Origin of the sequence: Streptomyces sp. 8K308 (assembly GCF_004348315.1) — a bacterium.
GTDB lineage: Bacteria > Actinomycetota > Actinomycetes > Streptomycetales > Streptomycetaceae > Streptomyces.
Map to the genome: position 1 here is coordinate 1 of NZ_SMKC01000572.1, position 2,073 is coordinate 2,073.

The 2,073-nt window shown below is 73.8% G+C and carries 1 protein-coding gene and 1 pseudogene; one reads left to right on the plus strand and one right to left on the minus strand.

The genetic code is table 11. The features are described 5' to 3' along the window. The coding region (locus E1265_RS35770; RefSeq protein WP_243741349.1) for an ABC transporter ATP-binding protein at nt 1-1,860 on the plus strand (1,860 nt) is incomplete at its 5' end. Between the two features lie 10 nt (nt 1,861-1,870). Here the strand turns inward: E1265_RS35770 and E1265_RS37635 are convergent. Continuing rightward, nucleotides 1,871-2,073: pseudogene (locus E1265_RS37635) on the minus strand (hypothetical protein); the annotation flags it as partial.

Consider the following 2,073-nt stretch of genomic DNA (forward strand, 5'->3'; position numbering starts at 1 on the left):
CGGTACGACATGGGGTGGTCGCGGCACGACGACGCCGTGTTGGAGTTGACGCTGCGCCGCACGTTGGTGCGGCTGCCGCAGATGGTGGCGATGAGCGTGCGGCTCGCGTGGGCGGCGGATCGGCGGGCGACGCGGGCGGTGGCGTTGGCGGAGACGGCGCGGGGGGTCGCGCAGGCGGTGATGCTGCTGAGCGTGCAGGCCGTGCTGGTCGCGCTGTTGGAGCCGGCGGACATCGCGGACGGGCTGCGGGACGCGATGCCGGCGATCGCGTTGATGACCGTGGTAGGGGCGGTCGGCGCGGTGGCGCGGGCCGTGTCGACGTACGCGGACGGCACGTTGCAGCCGAAGGTGGAGCGGCACGCGCAGGAGCGGTATCTGGAGCGGGCGTTGGGGGTCGAGCTCCAGGCGATCGAGGACCACGCGTTCCACAAGCTGCTGGAGTCGGCGCAGTTCGGGGCGTCGTCGGCGCGGCGGATGATCAGCCATGGGACGCGGGTGATCTCGGCGCTGCTGTCGCTGGTCGCGGCGGCCGGTGTGCTGGCGGTGCTGCACCCGGTGCTGATGCCGATGCTGTTGCTGATGACGATGCCAAGCGCGTGGTCCGCGCTGACCATCGCGCGGCGCCGCTACCAGTCGTACCAGGAGTGGGTGCAGCACTCGCGGGCGGCGAACACCCTGTCCCGGCTGATCATCGAGGCGGACGCGGCGGCCGAGGTGCGGGTGCACGGGGTGGGGCCCTTCCTGCTGGGGCACTTCCGGGCGATGTCGCAGTCGTACGAGGGTGAGCAGGCGCGGTTGGCGCGGGAGGCGGCGGGCACCCGGCTCGTGGCGTCGGCGCTGACCGGGGTCACGGCGCTGGCGACGTATCTGGTGCTCGGCGGCCTGCTGTGGTCGGGGGCGATGGAGGTCGCGGCGGCGGGCGCGGCGGTCGTGGCCATCCGCACCGGTTCCTCATCGTTGGAGAACCTGATCGCGCAGGTCAACTCCATGCACGAGGACAGCCTGTTCGTGACCGACCTGCACCAGATCGTGGAGCAGTCCACCGGCCGTGAGATCCCGACGGGCGGGGCGCCGTTGCCGGAGCGGCCTGAGCGCATCGAGGTGGAGGGCGTGACGTTCGCCTTCCCCGGCACCGAGGGGCCGCCGGCGTTGCGCGGGGTGTCGCTCACGATCCCGATGGGGCGGGTCACGGCCCTGGTGGGGGAGAACGGTTCGGGCAAGTCGACGCTGATCAAGCTGCTGTGCGGGCTCTACCAGCCGCAGGCGGGCCGGATCCGCTTCGGCGGGCAGGACATCGCGGCGGCCGACCGGCAGGAGCTGTTCGCGCGGTTCGCCGTCGTCGGGCAGGACTTCTACCGCTGGCCGTTCACCGCGCGGGTCAACGTGGCGGTGGGGCGGACGGCGGTGCCGATCAGCGAGGAGCGCCTGGACGCGGCGGCGGCCCAGGCCGGCGCGGGCGACGTGGTGGCGGGGCTGCCGCACGGCTGGGGGACGCTGCTGTCCCGGGTCTTCCAGCGCGGCCACCAGCTCTCCGGCGGCCAGTGGCAGAAGCTCGGCATCGCCAGGGCCGCCTACCGGGACGCGCCGATCCTGATCGTCGACGAGCCGACGGCGGCGCTGGACGCGCGGGCCGAGCAGGAGGTCTTCGACCGGATCCGGGCCCTGGCGGACGCCGGCCGGACGGTGGTGCTGATCACGCACCGGATGGCCTCGGTGCGCGACGCGGACCTGGTGCACGTGCTGCACGGGGGGCGGCTCGTGGAGTCCGGCACCCCGGACGAGCTGCTGCGGGGCGGCGGCCGGTACGCGGAGATGTACGGCATCCAGGCGGCGCAGTTCGTCAGGACCGAGGCCGCCTGACGGCCAGGCCTCACAGCGCCGCGGCGACCGCGGCGCCGACGAAGAACACCTGGAGCGCCATGCGGGTGGGGAGCGGGGTCGCGCCGGGCAGGCCTCGGCGTACCGCGGAGACGTTCGCCGGGGTCATGGCGACCATCAGCAGCGCGAGGGCGATGGCGGCGTACGGCGCCACGGGCGGTATCAGCAGGCCGGCGGCGCCGATCAGCTCAAGCG